We start from the raw sequence: 13,245 nt of genomic DNA on the forward strand, positions 1-13,245 counted from the left end.
GGCGCATCCGCAGGATTGCCGTACCTTCTATTGTAGCACAGCGCGCTTCGGCGAGTCAGTCCCCGTCGGCCGACAAGGCCGGCCGACCGATCGGCAGCAATCGCTTCCATCCGATCCGGACAGGCAAAATTCGCCTTTACATAAGTTCCGCAGTCTGGGTATACTACTAGGAGAAGTTGTCACGTCAGGTGCTGGCCCCCGGCCATGGACGCCGCCGCGCCGGCGGCAGGGACAGCGATATTGAAGCGAGGAGGACGCACAATGGAGAACGTCAACGTCAGAGATCCGCGCGAGCATGTGAACGAGGAGCCCCGCGACGACCTGAAGGATCTCGTGTTCGGATTCGGCGGCATGATCGGCTTTATGACCGTCGCCTATATCATCATGGTGGTTGTCAAGTACATCATCGACTAACGATCCGCTCCCATCCAACTCAACCCTCCGGCCCAGCCGGGAGGGTATTTATTTTTTATGGCCCATTGCAAATGACGTATTCGATGTGGTACTTTATTTCCATCTTTATCGAATCAATAAGAAAAATCACAAAGGAAAGGCGGGGATGTCATGGTCGAGGACAACGAGGACGTCAAGCAAGCCGTCAAAGTCTACAAAGCTCTCGGTGAACCGACCCGGATTAAAATCGCCATGCTGCTCACGGAGGAGAAGAACCTCTGCTGCTCCGACATCAGCGGCAAGCTCGATTCCGTCGCCGGCTCCACGCTCTCCCATCATCTCAAACAGCTGACGGAATGCGGCCTGCTGAAGCAGCGCAAGGACGGAACCTACATGTACTACAGCGTCAACAAGGACATCGCCCGCAAGTACGCTCCTTATCTGCTGGAGTGATTTTTTTCCGCCCTTTATTTCGACATCGATGGAAATATGACTTCATGGCCTTTATTTCGATATTTTTAGAAATATAAACGAATAGGAGCTGGAAAATCATGACGCCAAGCTGGACATGGAAAATCTATATGCTGGCCATCGTCAGCTTTTTGGTCGGCACGTCGGAGTACATCATCGCCGGCATCTTGGATCAGGTCGCCGCCGATATCGGAGTCTCGCTCGCCGCCGCCGGCCAGCTGATTACCGTCTATTCCCTCGCCTACGCCTTCGGCACCCCCTTCCTGCTGGCCGCCGCGGCCAAGGCCGACCGCAAAAAGCTCATGATCGGCTCCCTCGCCGTCTTCGTCGCCGGAAACTTCGCCGCGCTCGCGTTCACCGGCTACGGAGCCCTGATCGTCTCCCGCATCATCCTCGCTCTGAGCAGCGGCGTCTTCATCGTCACCGCGATGTCCGTCGCCTCCAGGCTCGCCCCGCCGGGCAAGCAGGGCCGCGCCATCGCGACCCTCGTCATGGGCTTCAGCATGTCGCTCATCATCGGCGTCCCGCTGGGCCGAATCATCGCCTCGGCGTACGATTGGAATCTCGTGTTCGGCGCCATCGGCCTGCTCGGCCTGCTCGCCATGGGGCTCATCTTCCATGCGTTTCCGCCGACCGACGGAGAGAAGCTTATTCCGCTGAAGGAGCAGCTGAGGCTGCTGGCGAATCCGAGGATCGCCATCGGACTCCTGATTACGTTCTTCTGGATCGGCGGCTACTCCATCACACATACCTACATCTCCCCCTTCCTGCTGGACGTGACGGGGATGAGCGATCGAAGCGTCAGCATCGCCTTGTTCGCGCTCGGCATCGCCGCCTTGATCGGCTCCCAGCTCGGAGGCTTCGGCACGGACCGGTGGGGCTTCCCCCGCATGCTGGTCGGCGGCATGGTTCTCCACTCGATCTTCCTGCTGCTGCTGTTCCTGTTCGCCCCGTCGGCTGCCGTCGTCGTTCCGCTGCTCCTGCTCTGGTCCATAGCGGCCTGGTCGTCGGGTCCGACCCAGCAGTATCATCTGCTCACGCTGGCGCCTGGAGCGGCAGGCATCATGCTGAGCCTCAACAGCTCCATGGTTCAGCTCGGGATGGCAGCCGGAGCCGGGCTCGGCGGACTGATCGTCGAGGGCTCCTCGCTGGCGGCCACGAGCGGGATCGGAGCCGCAGCCGTCGCCGTCGCGGCGCTGACCGCGGCCGCGTCGTTCGGCTATCTCAGCCCGGCAGCCGCGCGGCGCCGAAAGGCGAGCCTCGCCGGAGCCGGCATCGCCGGGAAGGGGATCGGCCTGAAGGACGATAACTGACGAGCGGGCAGCGCCGTCATGCGGGCGCAGCGCTTGCCGGACGGCCTCATCGAGACGAAAAGAAAGGACGAGGCGGAAAATCCGCTCTCGTCCTTTTTGGCAAGACTCCCCGCTGCCGTCGAACTCACCCTTGAGCGGAAGCCGCCCCCTGCTGCCGGACCGCCGCGGCGTCGAACCGCTTGCGATCGGTCCGGTCGATCTGCACGATCCGCCCGTCATGCACCGTGATGAGCACCGAGCCGTACTCCAGGCCGTTGACCTGATCCGCAATTCGATCCAGCCACGCTTCATCCAATTCCACCGGCTTCGCCATCCTTCATCCCTCCAGATTTTGATTTCGCTGAGCGGTTTTCCATTCGACGAGACTCTTCGCCCCCAGCGTCAGCAGCGCGAGCAGCATGAGCAGCGACGCCGCTGCGAACGAGGCGGAAAACTGGTATTCATTGTAGAGAATCTCGACATGCAGCGGCAGCGTGTTGGTCTCGCCGCGGATGTGGCCGGAGACGACCGAGACGGCTCCGAACTCGCCCATCGCGCGGGCGTTGCACAGCACGAGGCCATACAGCAGACCCCATTTGATATTCGGCAAGGTGACGCTCCAGAAGATGCGGAAGCCCTTGGCGCCGAGCGTGGCCGCGGCCTCCTCCTCCTGGATGCCTTGAGCCTGCATGAGCGGAATCAGCTCTCTGGCCACGAACGGGAACGTGACGAACATCGTCGCGAGCACGATGCCCGTGGGAGCGAACACGACCTGCAGGCCGCGTTCGTCCAGCCATGGCCCCAGGTAGCCCTGGGCGCCGAACAGCAGCATGAACATGAAGCCCGCGATGACCGGCGACACGGAGAACGGCAGATCGATGAGGCTGAGGAGCAGGCTCTTGCCGCGGAAGCTGAACTTGGCGATGAGCCAGGAAGCCGCGATGCCGAACACTGTGTTGAGCGGCACCGCGATCGCGGCGACGAGCAGCGTCAGCTTGAGCGCCGATACGGCATCCGGGTCGACGAGCGCGCTGAGATAGACTTCCCAGCCGCGCTTCAGCCCCTCTACGAATACGGTGAGGAGCGGGAGCAGCACGATCAGCGTCAGGAACAGCACCGCGATGCCGATCAGCAGCCAGCGCACGGCGGCCGGCTCGGTTGTCGGACGTCCGGTGTCGGGCGGCGCCGGCGTTCGGACGGAGCGGGAGGCGGCGATTGCGCCTGCCATAGGCGATCCCTCCTATTCCGCCAGAGCGCGCCGGCTGGCGCGCCACTGGATGTAGTTGATGACAAGCAGCATGGCGAAGCTCATGACGAGCAGCACGACGGCGATCGCCGTCGCCTGCTCGAGCTCGAACGACTCCAGCTTGGTCATGATGAGCAGCGGCGCGATCTCGGTCTTCATCGGCATGTTGCCGGAGATGAAGACGACCGAGCCGTACTCGCCGATGCCGCGGGCGAAGGCGAGGGCGAAGCCGGTGAGCAGCGCCGGCATGAGCTCCGGCAGCACGACGCGCAGCACCGTGCGCCAGCGTCCTGCCCCGAGCATGACCGCCGCCTCCTCGATTTCCTGGTCCAGATCCTCGAGCACGGGCTGCACGGTCCGCACGATGAACGGCAGGCCGATGAAGATCAGTGCGATCGTGATGCCGAGCGGGGTGAAGGCGACCTTCAGGCCGAGCGGCTCCAGCCACTTGCCGATCCAGCCGTTCGGCGCGTAGATCGCCGTGAGCGCGACCCCGGCGACCGCCGTCGGCAGCGCGAACGGCAGGTCGACGAGGCTGTCGAGCAGCTTGCGGCCCGGGAACCGGTACCGGACGAGCACCCACGCGACGATCAGCCCGAACAGCAGGTTGACGAGTGCGGCGCCGAACGAGGTGAGCAGGCTGATCCGATAGGACGCCATCACCCGCGGCGCGGTCACGGTCGACCAGAACTCGCTCCAGCTCAGAGCGGACGTCTTGAGGAAGATGCAGGCCAGCGGAATGAGGACGATCATGCCGAGATACAGCACGGTAATGCCCATCGTGAGGCCGAAGCCGGGCAGCACGCTGCGGGAACGGGAACCTTTCATGTGAAGTCAGCTCCTGTAACGGTAGGATAGCAGCATCGTCTTACTTGGAGCCCGGCACGTAAATCTCGTCGAACGTGCCGCCGTCGGCGAAATGCTTCTTCTGCGCTTCGGCCCAGCCGCCGAAGTCCTTGTCGATCTGCAGCAGCTCAAGCTCCTTGAACGTGTCTTTGTACTGAGCGGCGATGTCCGGGTTGATCGGGCGGTAGAAGTTGTCGGCCGCGATCTTCTGACCCTCATCCGTGTAGAGGTACTTCAGGTACTCCTCCGCCACCTCGCGCGTGCCCTTGCTGTCGACGACCTTGTCGACGACCGCGACCGGCGGCTCCGCCAGGATGCTGAGCGAAGGATAGACGATCTCGAACTTGTCGCCGAGCTCCTTTTGGGACAGGAACGCCTCGTTCTCCCATGCCAGGAGCACGTCGCCGATGCCGCGCTCGGTGAACGTCGTCGTCGAGCCGCGGGCTCCGGAGTCGAGCACCGGCACGTTCTGGAACAGCTCTTTGATGAATGCCTTGGTCTTGGCTTCGTCGCCGCCGTCCTGCTTCTGGGCGTAGCCCCAAGCCGCCAGGTAGTTCCAGCGGGCGCCGCCGGACGTTTTCGGGTTCGGCGTGATGACCTCGACGCCGTCCTTCACGAGGTCGCCCCAGTCCTTGATTCCTTTCGGATTGCCCTTGCGGACGAGGAAGACGATCGTCGACGTGTACGGGGCGCTGTTGGCCTCGAACTTGCCCTTCCAATCTTTGTTCAGCAGTCCCTTTTCGGCGATGGCATCGATGTCGTAGCCGAGCGCCAGCGTCACGACGTCGGCCTTGAGGCCGCCGATGACCGACAGCGACTGCTTGCCGGAGCCGCCGTGCGACTGCTTGACGGTCACTTTTTGGCCGGTCTTATCCAGCCAGTACTTGGCGAAAGCACCGTTGAAGGACTCGTACAGCTCGCGCGTCGGATCGTACGAGACGTTCAGCAGCTCGACCGGCTCCTTCGGCGTCGCCGGAGCTTCCGTCGCGCCGGCGTTCGCAGCCGTATTGGATGCAGCCGTGTTTTCGGCAGGCGCGTTGGCGGCTCCGCCGCTTCCCGCCGAGTTCGAAGCATTGTTGCCGGACCCGCATGCGGTCAGACCGAGAGCAAGCGAAGCGGTGAGGAGCAGGACAGGCCATTGGGAAAGCGGATTTCTTTTGGACATATGGACACACCCCTTGGTTTTGGTCGATTCGCGCTCATGCCGGTAGTCCGGTAACAAGCCGTTAATTCCCAGCTGTTTAGTTGGTTATGAATGGAATCATACCAGCCTATTCCTCCCTGTGTCAACGGATTTTTCAGCGAGAGTTATACGCCCGATAAGAATTCCTTATGCGCCATCGCCCGATCGTCGGAGCCGCCGCGTCCGCGCCGTCCCTGGCTGCGGCCGGGCAAAAATCAAAAAGCCCTGGAAGGAACGCTCGTCCTCTTCCAGGGCTCATCAAGCTTGCTCGGTTATAATTCCGTCTCGTCCTTGCGGCCGCGCTTGTTCGTCCCTTTGACGTGCACGACCTCGACGAAGGGGCCGATCCGGTCCATCAGGCGCCGGCCCTTGTGATATTCCTCGCCGTCCTTGCTCGTGAAGCTGAAGTGCTGCTCCAGGTCGGCGAGCGCATGGTTGGACGTATAGAAGGTCGGCTTGCGCTCCATCCGGTAGTTGAGGATCGAGCCCATCACATGGTCGCGCACCCACGGGCTCAGGTTCTCGGCGCCGATGTCGTCGAACACGAGAAGATCGGCTTCCTTCATCAGGTCGATCGTCTCCTTGAGCTTGCCCGGCTCGCCGAACATCGCCTTGAGATCCTCGACGAAGTCCGGCATGTAGACGATGACGCCGGAGTAGCCGCTCTTGGCCAGCTCGCCGAGAAGGTAGCTCATCAGGAACGTCTTGCCGGTGCCGAACGATCCGGTCAGGTAAAGCCCCTCGGCCTGCAGGCCCTGCTCCTTGGTGCGCCGGATATACTCCAGCACCTTCATGACCGCCGTCGAGCGGGCGCGGTCCTTCATCAGGATCTCGTCCGCCGAGTAGGCGCTGTCCAGCGTGCGCTCGCTCACGTAGAAGCTGCGGATGCGGGAGCGGATCTGCTCCTCGTTGCGGCGGGCGATGAACTTGCGGCAGGCCGTCTTGCGGTCGATCAGCCGCAGCTCGTCCGCGACCGTCTCGGCGGAGAGCAGCGTGTAGTGGCCCTGGAAATCGTTGGGGCAGCGGTCGAGCCCCGGACAGCTCTCGCAGTTCCGATGCTCGCGCACGTATTGGTACACGAGATTGGAGTTGCGCCGCAGCACGTCCTCGTCCAGCTCCGGATGCTGGTCCATCAGCTTCCGCACCTTGGGCTCGCGCATCAGCTCGCCCAGCTGCTCCTGCGCGCGGGCGCGCAGCTTGCCCCCTCCGGGCATCGTCTTCAGCAAATCGCGCAGCGATTCCATCGCTTCCACCTCCTTCGTTCCGATCGGCTCCTCGGCCTAGCGTCCGTCGAGCTTGCGCGCGAGCTTGCGCATCTCCTCCAGCTCTTCGTCGGAAATATCGGGCTCCTGCCCGGCGTCGTCGCCGACGACCGGCAGCACCGGCTTGCGCGGCTGGCCGGCTCCGCGCCGGTAGCCGCCCGCGCCTTTCGCTCCGGCGGCGGCTCGTCCTGCCGGCTTGGCCGCGCCGGCGGCTTCAGCCGCTTCCTTGCTCCGTTCGAGCTCGGTCTGGCTGCGCACGTACAGCACCGCCTTCTCGAACTCGTCGACCTGCTGCACGAGCATGTTCGAGGCGACCGCCTCGATGAACGTCTTGGTCACCCGGGCGGAGCCCTTCATGCCGAACACGTAATGCACGAGCACGTTGATGACCGGCGCCGGGAGGCGATAATGCAGGTCGATGCGCTCGAACTGCCGCTCGATCCAGTCCGGCACCGCTCCGGGGAAGAAGCGCTTCAGGAAGCGGGTGTGCGGCTCGTTGCGCATGAGCATGTTGTACTGCTGGATATCGCAGCGTCCCGTCAGCTGGGACGGCACCGGCAAGTAATGCTCGGCCTGCACGCCCTGCTCCGGCAGCTCGGACTCGGCTTCCTCCTGCAGGCGGGAACCGGCGGCGCGACGCTCTTCCTCGCGCTTGAGGTCATGCCGGTACAGCTGGACCGCCTTGAGCTGCAGCGCGTCGGTCTGCAGGCCGCCGCGCCGGTCGAACGCGTCCTCCTCGTCGAGCAGCCGGCACAGATCGGCCGGACCGAGATCGTATTTGTAGGCGATGTAGTTGAGCTGGGCGAGCGCGTCCTTGTCCCCGCGCATCCGCTCCACGAACGGACGGTTGAGCGAGCCGCGGGGGAAGCGGTACAGGATGTCGCCGTATTCGATGCCCGCGCCCGGCTGGGCGACAGGCTCCGGCGGCTGACGGAGCGGCGCGGACTCCTCCAGCGCCTGCTCCAGCTCGGCGTCCACGGCGGCGCTCAGGCGGAACAGCTCGTAGAACGGCATCGAGATGTTCTCCCGCTGCAGCTCATGCTGCGCCAGCTCGTCCGGCTCCCGCCGCAGCAGCGTCTCCTGGAGCGCCACGACGCCGTACTTGCCGACCTTGTCCCGCAGCAGCATGCTCAGATGCTGGCTGCGGAAAAACTCGGCCGGCGACAGCGGGGCATGCAGCTCGTACTCGTACACGACCTCCTCCTGCCCCGGCAGGAACAGCCGGCAGGTCGTGAGCAGGCCGAGCGCCTCCAGCACGGAGGCGCAGCGCACGAGCTCGCGGCGTCCCGACTCGCTCGGGTCGAGCCCGAGGCCGAGGAACAGCCGGCGCTGCGCGTCCATCGGCGAGTAGCCGCTGTAGCCCTCGTCCACTTGATGGTACAGGAGCTGATACAGGGAGGAGGCCGCCCCGCCGGTCATCGGCTGGTAGATGAGCGCGAGCATCCGCTGGTCGAGCGGGCTCAGCGCGAAGCCCCGGTACACGCAGAACCGGTGATGCTCGGTAAAAGCCAGCTTGCTTCCGATGCGCATGGGCGCGACCCTCCTCCGTTCATGTCCTTTTTCGTCCTATCAGTTTAGCATAGAGAGGGCGCATCCGACAGCATTCGCCACGAGAAATCGACTGCCTCCTCCTGCCAGCCCAGCGCCGCTGCCCGGCGATCGCCGCCGAAAAAGAGGGCGGCCCGCTCCTCCCGTGGCTCCGGCGGAACCGTCAGGAAGAAGCGGGCCGCCTGTCCGGCCGGCATCCTAGAACATCTTGTAGCCGCCGATCCGCAGCGCGCGGATCGCGTAGCCGCTCACGTAGGCGCCGACAAGCGCCGCGACGACGGGCAGCCAGTCGATGAAGGTGAACTCCGTCAGATTGGCGCCGAAGGATGCGGCGTGATCCCAGGTCGACCATATGTAAAGCGGCACCAGCACGAGTACGAACAGGTAGATGGGGAACCAGGTCGTCTTCATCAGCATGTTGAGGATGAAGCCGATTCCGAACATCATGACAAAAAACAACACCATCGCAATCACGATTTGAAGCATGCAGCCGATCATCCCTTCGGATAGCGTTCCTTTTCAGTTTATGCCAAGCCCCCCGGCAAGTCAATTTGCAAAAGGCCGGCCGGCTCGACGAAGAGAGGGGGATCGGCTACAATGGAGGATGGACCTACAAGCGTATCGGGGGGCGCAACTCGCTCCCTTTAATGAAGGAAGGAGCCATGCAACGATGAGTGATGCCGCACAGACGCTGGAGGGCTGGTACGTCCTCCATGATTTCCGTACGATCGACTGGCAGGCGTGGAAGCAGGCCGGAGCAGGAGAGCGCGCTGCCGCGCTGGACGCGATCCAGTCGATGCTCGCCGACTGGAACGCCCAGGAGGAGCAGCGCGAGGGCAGCACGGCGTTCTACGCCATCGTCGGCCAAAAGGCGGACTTCGTGCTCATGCACCTGCGCGAGACGCTGGAGGAGTTGAACGAGCTCGAGAACCGCTTCAACAAAAGCCCGCTCGCCGCGTTCACCAAGCCGGCATATTCGTACGTCAGCATCGTCGAGCTGTCCAACTACATGAGCAAGCCGGGCGAGGACCCGCTGCAGAACCCCGACATCGTCGCGCGCCTCAAGCCGGCGCTGCCGAAGGCGCGCCACATCTGCTTCTACCCGATGAACAAGCGCCGCGACGGCGGCGACAACTGGTATATGCTGGGCATGGACGAGCGCCGCGCCATGATGCGCAGCCACGGCATGATCGGCCGCCAGTATGCGGGCAAGGTCAAGCAGATCATCAGCGGCTCCGTCGGCTTCGACAACTGGGAGTGGGGCGTGACGCTGTTCGCGGAGGACGCCCTGCAGTTCAAGAAGCTCGTCTACGAGATGCGCTTCGACGAGGTGAGCGCCCGCTACGGCGATTTCGGCGACTTCTACGTCGGCAATCGGCTGGATGCGGACAAGCTGGTTCAGCTGCTCCAGGTTTAAGCTCCGCGCACAGGACGAGGAAGCCGCTCCCGATTCGGGAGCGGCTTTTTTGGGCTGCCTCAGGGCGATCACCCGCGCCGGAGGCCGCCCCTTTTCGATTTCGCGGCCGAAGCCTCGATTGCCGGGGGCGGCCTCTTATGCCGGGTTACTGCGGCACGGCCATCCGCGCGCTCTCCAGCGTCTCTCTCACGCGGGCAGGCCACTTGCCGTAATCGCCGCCGTACCCATCGAGCAGGGCGTACGCCCAGCGGTCGATGCCGAAGGCGATGCAGCCCGACTGCATCGGATTCGCCTCCGCGTCCAGCACCTCGAACGGCTTGCAGAGCGAGTCGCCCATATGGTTGAACGACGCGATGGAGAACGAGCCGCCGTCCTCGCCCGCCCGGGCGATGAGCTCGTACTTCATGTTCCCCATCAGCTGCTGCTGGCCTTTGCCGCTTTCCTCGGAGAAAAAGAAAGGGTCGCTCGCCGTCTCGATCTTGCCCGCGAGCCCCAGCCTTTCGAACAGCGACCACGCCTCCTCCATGAACGCGCGGCGCTCCTCTTCGATGAAGGACGCCTCCCCGAACAGGACGATCTCCCGCATGCTGAATTCTTGAAGCCGATGCTTGCCGACGCGCCAGGCGGCTTCGTGGCGGAAGCAAGTTCCGCGTGAAGTCAGTACGAGCGGCTCCTGCAACCGCGAGCCCGACAGCTCCGCGTAGCAATGGAAGCAGACCGCGGGCGAGAGCGCGTACGGGCTGAGGCGCGCCAGCCCGTTCAGATCGCCCGCCTCGCGGACCTTCTCCAGCTCCTCGAGCCGATGGGGGAACTCGGACACGAAATGGATGTTTTGCGGGAAGGTCTCGATATACCGACACTTGCGCAGCGTCTCGACGGGAATCATCGAAGGGTAGCTGCGCAGCTGCGCCTGATGGCGCTGCGCCCACTCGACGAGCAGCCGGTCGATCTGCTCGGACAGCGTCACGGCCAGCCCCCGCTTCCAGGCGCCGTTCGGAGCGAACAGCTCGCCCGCCGTCTCCGGCGTGCCCGCCCGCGCGTCCTCGCGGGCTTCCGTTTCCCGGTACAGGCGCGAGCCGATGATGCGGCTGCTGCGTTCCTTTGCGATCAGGCGCTCCACGGCGTCGTCGATGGGTCCTTGGGCAGTGCCGGGCAGCAGCTCCACGATTATCGCTTGCGTCGTCTCGTCCAGCCGGCAGCCCGAGATGCCCTCGATGCTGTAGATGAGCTTCGCCAGCAGCGACTGCGCCTGCCGTTCGTTCAGAATGTTCGAAGTCGGGTAGGTTTTGATCACGATTCGCTCCCCTTTCATTATGTTGGCGTCATCCGTGGGCATGGGCCGCCTCCCTGCCCGGACTGCTCCAGCCGGCCAGCCAGCGCCGCTCCTCCTCCAGCCGAGCGAACGGATGCTCGCCGAACCATTCGATCGCGATCGGATGCGGCGCAGCGTCTTGGTGCAGCCGATCGAGGACGGGCGTGTAGTCGATGGCCCCCTGCGCCAGCGCCGACATGCCGTCGCGCTTGCCGGAGGGAGAGAAGACGTTGGCCGGCTCGAACAGCCCGGCTTGCTCGGGACGGGCTACGTTTTTGACGTGGAAATTGACGATCCACCGCTGCAAGGCCCGATACGCTTCGAGCGGGGCGGTGCCGGACTCCCATAGGTGCAGGAAGTCCAGATTGATGCCGATATCGCCCCGCCCGGCATCGCGCAGCAAGCGGAGCGTCGCGTCCAGCGTATCGGCATAGGTGCGCGGGTGCGTCTCGACGACGAGCTGCGCGCCGGCCTCCGCGGCCATGCCGGCCAGCTGGCCGAGCCGGTCCACGCACAAGGCCCAGTCCCGCTCCGTGGCCGTATGACTCGGGCGGTCGCCCGCGAAGATGCGGATCTTGCGCGCGCGGAACGGCTGCGCCAGCTCGAGCAGGGCCGCCCATCGCTGCAATAGCTGCCGTGTCCGATCCTCCGGCGCGAGCAGGTCGACATAGTCGCTCATCATGGAGATGCCGAGTCCGCGCGCTTCCATCCTCTCCATCAGGCCGGGAAGCTCCTGCCGCCGTTCGCGCAGCAGCGACTTGGCATGGACGCCCCATAGCTCGATGCCTTGGAATCCGGTCCGGTCCGCGAACTCGATCAGCTCGCCGAACGACACCAGCTCATGGCGGAACGAGATGGAGCAGAGACAAATATTCATTCAAACCCACCTTTCGTCGGCTTCGCGCGCCCTAGCGGCCGGGCAGCTGCTCCTTCCGGATCTTCTTGTAGCGATCCGTATACAGCTCGCCTTGCCGGATCTCGATCTTGACGGGAATCTGGTACTCTTCCAGCTTTCCGCGACAGAAGCTTCGGATGCGGGCTTTGAGCTCGCTCGGCTCCAGCGGCTCCTGCACGTTGACGGCGGCCGCGACGATGCTTCCGAGCAGCGGGTTCGGCTCGCCTCTCACGGCCGCGTCCGCCACCTCGGGCATCTGGAGCAGGACGTCCTCCACTTCGACGGGGTACACCTTGCGGCCGCCGACGTTGATGACTTCCGACCTCCGCCCCAGGATGCGGATGTATCCGCCGTCCTCGAGCACCTCATCCTGCGTGTCGAACCAGCCCTCTTCGTCGAACGGATTCGGCGCGTTCAAATACCCTCGCATCGCCGTGCCGGAGCGGATGTGCAGCACGCCGTCCACGATGCGCGTCTCGATGCCCTCGCCGCCGATCCGCAGCCAGGGCGATCCGGAGGCGCGCGACTTGGCGCGCAGGATGCCGAGCTCGGACAGGCCGTACGTTTGCCGCAGCTGCGCCTCGGGGAAGGCCAGCCGCGCGGCGTTGAGCGTCGCGTCCGGCATGACCTCGGTGCCGTAGGTGATGATGCGGAGCGAGGACAGGTCGTAGTCGCGATGGACGCCGGACAGGAGCAGCAGGTTGAGGAAGCTCGGCGAGGCGGGGAGGAGCTCGATGCGGTGCCGCTCGATCAACGCGCAGATCGCGGGCGCGGTGCGGCTGTCCGGCGCGATGATCGTCCCTCCGTTGGCGAACGTATGGAACATCGTATTGATGCCGCCGATATGGTCGAACAGCAGGAACGTCAGCGTCCGCAGCGTGTCCCTCGGCGCCTTGTACCGTTCCAGGAAGGCGGCGAAATCGTGCAGGATCGCTTTGGGCCGGCCCGTCGTGCCCGACGTGAACAGGACGAGGCCCGGCTTCTCCTCCTTGATGAAAGTATCCAGCAAGCCCGCGTGCCCGCTTCTCGCAAGCGTGCGGACCGCCGCTTCCGGGCCGCCGTCAAAGACGATCGAGCGGTCGACCTGCGCGATCTCGGCCAGCTCGTCCCGCCTATGCCTCACGCTCGCCGACAAGGGCACGATCACATTGCGGTTCGCCAGCAGCGCCAGCATCGCGCCGCATGCGGAGGGCGAGTAATCGCCCTCCAGCGATACGACTTCGCCCGGCTGGATGCCGTGCTCTCGAATCCTGCCGGACCAGCTCCGGCAGCTCGCCAATAGGTCCGCATACGTGATCGAGCGCTCGCCGCGCACCATCGCCTGCCGATCCGCGTAGCCCGCCAGGGTCTGCAGCAGCCATTCCATTGTCGCATGCCTCC

15 protein-coding genes are annotated in these 13,245 nt (G+C 64.3%); 4 read left to right on the forward strand and 11 right to left on the reverse strand.

The features are described from left to right. Positions 1 to 261: 261 nt before the first annotated feature. The 3 genes from HGI30_RS17775 to HGI30_RS17785 all read left to right on the forward strand — a co-directional run bounded on the left by HGI30_RS17775 (position 262) and on the right by HGI30_RS17785 (position 2,177). On the forward strand, positions 262 to 414 hold the full coding sequence (locus tag HGI30_RS17775) for a YqzM family protein (RefSeq protein ID WP_168908781.1): 153 nt from the start codon (positions 262 to 264) through the stop codon (positions 412 to 414). 150 nt (positions 415 to 564) lie between these two features. After that, positions 565 to 846: an ArsR/SmtB family transcription factor gene (locus tag HGI30_RS17780; protein ID WP_168908782.1), complete on the forward strand. Its 282-nt coding sequence runs from the start codon at positions 565 to 567 to the stop codon at positions 844 to 846. Positions 847 to 944: 98 nt separating this feature from the next. Beyond that, positions 945 to 2,177, forward strand: coding sequence for an MFS transporter (locus HGI30_RS17785; RefSeq protein ID WP_168908783.1), 1,233 nt, complete (start codon positions 945 to 947; stop codon positions 2,175 to 2,177). A 124-nt stretch (positions 2,178 to 2,301) separates the two neighbouring features. On the opposite strand, the gene HGI30_RS17790 is transcribed toward HGI30_RS17785, so the two are convergent. The 8 genes from HGI30_RS17790 to HGI30_RS17825 form a co-directional block, all read right to left on the reverse strand. Continuing rightward, the gene (locus HGI30_RS17790) at positions 2,302 to 2,490 is read right to left on the reverse strand and encodes a YezD family protein (RefSeq protein WP_168908784.1); all 189 of its coding nucleotides are present in this window, start codon (positions 2,488 to 2,490) and stop codon (positions 2,302 to 2,304) included. 3 nt (positions 2,491 to 2,493) lie between these two features. Further along, positions 2,494 to 3,384 (reverse strand): sulfate ABC transporter permease subunit CysW, encoded by an 891-nt coding sequence (gene cysW, locus HGI30_RS17795; protein ID WP_168908785.1) that lies wholly within the window; start codon positions 3,382 to 3,384, stop codon positions 2,494 to 2,496. A gap of 12 nt (positions 3,385 to 3,396) precedes the next feature. Next, positions 3,397 to 4,230 (reverse strand): sulfate ABC transporter permease subunit CysT, encoded by an 834-nt coding sequence (cysT, locus tag HGI30_RS17800; protein WP_168908786.1) that lies wholly within the window; start codon positions 4,228 to 4,230, stop codon positions 3,397 to 3,399. Positions 4,231 to 4,270: 40 nt separating this feature from the next. Next, the gene (locus HGI30_RS17805; RefSeq protein WP_168908787.1) at positions 4,271 to 5,413 is read right to left on the reverse strand and encodes a sulfate ABC transporter substrate-binding protein; all 1,143 of its coding nucleotides are present in this window, start codon (positions 5,411 to 5,413) and stop codon (positions 4,271 to 4,273) included. A 290-nt stretch (positions 5,414 to 5,703) separates the two neighbouring features. Next, positions 5,704 to 6,675: a primosomal protein DnaI gene (dnaI, locus tag HGI30_RS17810; protein ID WP_168908788.1), complete on the reverse strand. Its 972-nt coding sequence runs from the start codon at positions 6,673 to 6,675 to the stop codon at positions 5,704 to 5,706. A gap of 36 nt (positions 6,676 to 6,711) precedes the next feature. Further along, entirely contained in the window at positions 6,712 to 8,223 is a 1,512-nt protein-coding gene (locus HGI30_RS17815; protein ID WP_168908789.1) for a replication initiation and membrane attachment family protein, read from the reverse strand. 44 nt (positions 8,224 to 8,267) lie between these two features. After that, positions 8,268 to 8,438, reverse strand: coding sequence for a hypothetical protein (locus HGI30_RS17820; RefSeq protein ID WP_168908790.1), 171 nt, complete (start codon positions 8,436 to 8,438; stop codon positions 8,268 to 8,270). A 1-nt stretch (position 8,439) separates the two neighbouring features. After that, the gene (locus HGI30_RS17825; RefSeq protein WP_206109943.1) at positions 8,440 to 8,727 is read right to left on the reverse strand and encodes a YuiB family protein; all 288 of its coding nucleotides are present in this window, start codon (positions 8,725 to 8,727) and stop codon (positions 8,440 to 8,442) included. A gap of 184 nt (positions 8,728 to 8,911) precedes the next feature. Here HGI30_RS17825 and hemQ point away from each other — a divergent pair, with 184 nt between their 5' ends. Further along, on the forward strand, positions 8,912 to 9,658 hold the full coding sequence (gene hemQ, locus HGI30_RS17830) for a hydrogen peroxide-dependent heme synthase (protein ID WP_168908791.1): 747 nt from the start codon (positions 8,912 to 8,914) through the stop codon (positions 9,656 to 9,658). A gap of 145 nt (positions 9,659 to 9,803) precedes the next feature. On the opposite strand, the gene HGI30_RS17835 is transcribed toward hemQ, so the two are convergent. From HGI30_RS17835 to HGI30_RS17845, 3 genes are read right to left on the reverse strand one after another with little or no spacing between them, the layout of a single operon-like run. Then, a complete protein-coding gene (locus HGI30_RS17835) occupies positions 9,804 to 10,952 on the reverse strand; it encodes a class-II aminoacyl-tRNA synthetase family protein (RefSeq protein ID WP_168908792.1) in 1,149 nt (382 codons plus the stop codon). Between the two features lie 28 nt (positions 10,953 to 10,980). Then, positions 10,981 to 11,847, reverse strand: a complete 867-nt coding sequence (locus tag HGI30_RS17840) for a sugar phosphate isomerase/epimerase family protein (protein WP_168908793.1) — start codon at positions 11,845 to 11,847, stop codon at positions 10,981 to 10,983. A 31-nt stretch (positions 11,848 to 11,878) separates the two neighbouring features. Next, positions 11,879 to 13,231 carry a class I adenylate-forming enzyme family protein gene (locus HGI30_RS17845; protein WP_206109945.1) on the reverse strand — a complete coding sequence of 451 codons (1,353 nt, stop codon included), beginning with the start codon at positions 13,229 to 13,231 and terminating at the stop codon, positions 11,879 to 11,881. Positions 13,232 to 13,245: the final 14 nt, after the last annotated feature.

The sequence above is a fragment of the Paenibacillus albicereus genome, assembly GCF_012676905.1.
Taxonomy (GTDB): domain Bacteria; phylum Bacillota; class Bacilli; order Paenibacillales; family Paenibacillaceae; genus Paenibacillus_O; species Paenibacillus_O albicereus.